The sequence below is a fragment of the Paraburkholderia sp. RL18-101-BIB-B genome, assembly GCF_046026985.1.
In the GTDB taxonomy this organism is placed as follows: domain Bacteria; phylum Pseudomonadota; class Gammaproteobacteria; order Burkholderiales; family Burkholderiaceae; genus Paraburkholderia.
Genome location: NZ_JARESV010000119.1, coordinates 1 through 3,758 on the forward strand (window position 1 = coordinate 1; position 3,758 = coordinate 3,758).

A 3,758-nucleotide genomic window follows, 5' to 3' on the forward strand; every position below is an offset into this window, starting at 1 on the left:
GCCTACGACGGTGGGGACGAGCCGCTTATTTTCGGAGCATCTCCGTCTCGTCGCTTCTTGCATCCTGTCCTCGCACCGTCGAAATCACTTTATCTAATCCGATATTGTCACCAGTAAAGCTCGTTGAATTGATCGGCATCGAATAACAAAATTGTGAATATAGGCGGCAAGACACTTCGATGTTATGATATTTTCGCTTATCCTATATATGTGGAGGCAATCTAGACTATTCAAATAATAAAATAATCTTATGCGTTTGCGGAGAAGGTTCGTTATCGACAGGGTTCAAAACCTCGCTGCTTGAATATTGCTGTTCCTTCACCGAAAATTGGGAGGTGAATTCAGGTGACACATGCTATTGGGTTTGCGCCAGACGATCGGCGCGACCGGTCTTAGCGGGGCGCGCGGGTGTTGGCTGCGTAGCTAAAACCGAACAGGCCAAATCGAGGTCCGGCGAATGCCTTTTCCCGAGTCGCCTTTCTCGGTCGCCGCATATTTCAACGCGACAATATGCCAGGATGGTACATCAGTCGGTCGCCGCGATCGGGCTTGATCCGGCCGCGTATGGTACACACACGATGCGCTGCAGATCTCCGAACAGACTGAGATTTAACGCAGGTGCGGTCGCACGGAGTCCTGCATGTACCGTGCGGCCGCAATACAGGGCCCAACACGGCGCAATTACACGCCGTTCAGCGGTCGAACGGACCTCGGCCTTTGCCGACGTTCATGTGTCGACGCCGGTGAGACCGCTACAGATTGGCGGATTCAACCGGTGGATGCAATAGTTTGGTTAAACCAGCTCGGCTGGCGTTTCGTAGTTCAGTGTCTTCCTCGGACGCTCATTGAAGCGTCTCGCCACGGCATTGAGTTTGGCCTGTGAATACCCCGAGAGGTCGGTTCCCTTCGGGAAGTACTGCATCAACAGTCCATTCGTGTTCTCATTCGACCCACGCTGCAAGGGATGTTGTGGGTCGCAGAAGTAGACGGTAACGTCAGTGGCGACAGTAAAGCGTTTGTGGCTGGCCATCTCCGTGCCTCGATCCCAGGTTAGCGATTTGTAGAGTTCCTGCGGCAATTTGCAGGCGTGTTTGATCAGCGCATTGGCAACTGTCTCGCTGTCCTTGCTGGCAATCTTCACCAGCATGACATAGCGTGTCTGGCGTTCGATGAGTGTCGCAATCTGGCTGCTCCCGCTGCCGCAAAGCAGATCACCTTCCCAATGTCCCGGTACTGCGCAGTCCTCGACTGCGGCTGGACGTTCACTGATTGACACTGTGTCGCGGATCCTGCCGTGCTCGCCCGTTTTCTGCGTGTAATGGCGGGAACGCCGCATGACCCGGGTACGCCGCAAATGTTCCAGCAATTCCTTCTTCAAGGCACCACGGGCCTGGATGAAGAGACTGCGGTAGATGGTCTCGTGTGACACGTGGTAATCCTCGTTGCCCGGGTACGCGCGCTTGAGCCATCCGGCGATCTGTTCGGGCGACCACTCCAGTTGAAGTTTGTCTGCCACGATGCGTGCCAACATCCGGTGTTCGACCAGCTTACAGAGTTTGGGCCGCTGCGCCCGATCCCAGGCAAGCTGATCGGCGTAGCTTGCCCGATAGCCATCCTGTCCACTGTTGCGTGTGATCTCGTGGCAGATGGTAGACGGAGCCCGCGAAAGCCGACTGGCGATTGACTGGATCGAATCGCCAGCGACGAGCGCTCTCGATATCTCCTCCCGCTCGGCTAATGTTAGCGCCAGCCGCGAGCGATGTGCTGTGCCGGCTGGATTCCACCGGTTTCGCCGATAATCCGCTGCACGGACGAGTGGTGGCGATCGAAAAGCAGGGCGATATGCTGGAGAGACTCACCCTTCCGCCAGCGCTCCCACATCAGCGCTTTCTGCTTCTCGCTGTAGTAAATCCGGCACCGCTGTTTCATTTGCAACACCCTCGCCGCTCATGCAGCTTCTAGTGTGTTGCATCCACCGGTTGAATCCGCCATTGCTTTCCTGCCATTCGCACAGGGCAGCACGCGCGGAATTGAGCCATTTCTTATACGTCTCCCTGCCTGCCCGGCAGTCGCGACATTCCCCTCTGCTTAACAGCCTGAAACGTCGCCAATATTTTGCTCTAGGGACGCTAGCGCAACGAAGCGCGCATCAAAATACCGTTCGCTGCCGAACATATCAGATCACGTAAGCGCTTGAACCTTCAAGAAAACTCGTTTTTTGCGCTATCATTTGATCGATACCTACGAAGAAATGTGTATCAGCCTGTTGAGTTGAGAATCCGTGTGAGTCGTCGAACGCGCCAAAACGCTCTTCCAGGAGTCTGCGATGCCTCTTACGTTGGCGAGTATCGGAACCTGGCTGAAGGATACGATCGGCTCGGACACGGCGGGGAACATAGCCACAGTAGCCGCCGCCTGTTTTACAGCGTACACAGTCTATATATCTGTCACCGCACTGAGTCAGACAATCTCGGTGAATCTGGCGGACGACCGTGACAAGACCTTTGCGAATGTAGTTACGGCAGTAAAAGATGTCGCCGTGGACCCCAACCAGGGAAAACAGTTATTTCTTGCGCTTCACGCTGCGGCGCGCAACATTCACAGCAATCTTATGACGGAGGAAGACGCGCATTATCTGTACAGCTATCTGGATAGCGAGAGGTCTTTAAAGGGAAATACAACATTGTGTGAGTCATGGGATCAGGCGAAAACAGAATACAAGCCGTCAACTGAACTCGAAAGCCTTGTCAAGCATACTTTGGACTGTGACAGAAGGCCCCAAAGAGGAGGCTGAGATGCCATCTATTGCGCGCGGTTATATCATACTGGCCCTGACCACCGCTTGTGTATCGGCAGTCGCGGGAGATATAACACAGCAAGAAGCGGTTCAAAACCGTGCGACTGCGACAAGCAGGGCCTATTTCGCAGCAGGAAAGATTTTGGAGTGTCTGTCGACAGCCAAGATGGGAAAGGATTCAACTGGCGAACTAAATGAAGCCAAAGGAGCACTCTCCGACGCCTCTGGCACGTATGCTGAGTTCCTAAAGTCCAATCGAGCAAAATCTCGTGTTCCTGAGCTGAAGGATCCCGAATTGGATAAGCAACTGACGAAGGTTGAGACCCTTCTTCGGGAGGCCGGATATAAAGAAGAATTACAGACGGAAGGTGACGTCGCGAAAGCTAACCAGGAAGCGATCGATCGGTTGCGCAGACAAATCTCGGGTTGGAAAAATTGCAACGTCGTTGTGAAGAATCCCAGCGAACTGCTGAAACTCTTGGAGAACAAGGTCTTTCTAGAGCGCACATCGCAAGTTGCAGAAGCAACATGGTTTTGAAAAACTCATTCAGTAGATGTTTCCCGAGGTGTGTGACCTTGCCCCTTGGGGAGACCGCGCCAATCTGCGAATGAACGGTTGCTCGGTGGCTTCTCGGAGGAACGCTTCGGGTCGTAAGTATGCGTCCAGTTTCGGTGAGACTGGTCACTCACGATCGCTGAACTCCGAACGTCGGGAAAGCGACGTGTAGCCGCCTAACCACGGTCGGAACTCGAACGACGGCAATGGCCGATCAAGCAACGTTCACCATCTTGAATTGAATGGCCGCTTCCTGGGTGGAGACGACGTCTGAGTGTCCCAGCGACGGTGCGGGCGAATGACGCTTCATGGCCGGAAGTACGCATTCAGTCAATCTGCCGGAAAGCTGCCGTTGATGACTTCGACGTCCGCTCTGCAGAGCGTTTTTCGAACAGGTGCTTTCGG

The 3,758-nt window shown here is 54.1% G+C and carries 3 protein-coding genes and 2 pseudogenes; 3 read left to right on the plus strand and 2 right to left on the minus strand.

Annotated features, from left to right (window positions below):
* Nucleotides 1-455: 455 nt before the first annotated feature.
* Nucleotides 456-584, plus strand: a pseudogene (locus P0D73_RS45950) (tyrosine-type recombinase/integrase); the annotation flags it as partial.
* 184 nt (nucleotides 585-768) lie between these two features.
* On the opposite strand, the pseudogene P0D73_RS45955 reads toward P0D73_RS45950, so the two are convergent.
* A pseudogene (locus tag P0D73_RS45955) lies at nucleotides 769-1,929 on the minus strand (IS30 family transposase).
* Between the two features lie 397 nt (nucleotides 1,930-2,326).
* Between P0D73_RS45955 and P0D73_RS45960 the strand changes: the two are divergent.
* Both P0D73_RS45960 and P0D73_RS45965 read left to right on the plus strand, forming a co-directional pair.
* Nucleotides 2,327-2,794, plus strand: coding sequence for a hypothetical protein (locus P0D73_RS45960; protein ID WP_408436320.1), 468 nt, complete (start codon nucleotides 2,327-2,329; stop codon nucleotides 2,792-2,794).
* A 1-nt stretch (nucleotide 2,795) separates the two neighbouring features.
* Nucleotides 2,796-3,335, plus strand: a complete 540-nt coding sequence (locus P0D73_RS45965; RefSeq protein WP_408436323.1) for a hypothetical protein — start codon at nucleotides 2,796-2,798, stop codon at nucleotides 3,333-3,335.
* 232 nt (nucleotides 3,336-3,567) lie between these two features.
* Here the strand turns inward: P0D73_RS45965 and P0D73_RS45970 are convergent.
* On the minus strand, nucleotides 3,568-3,758 hold a 191-nt coding region (locus P0D73_RS45970), incomplete at its 5' end, for a hypothetical protein (RefSeq protein ID WP_408436326.1).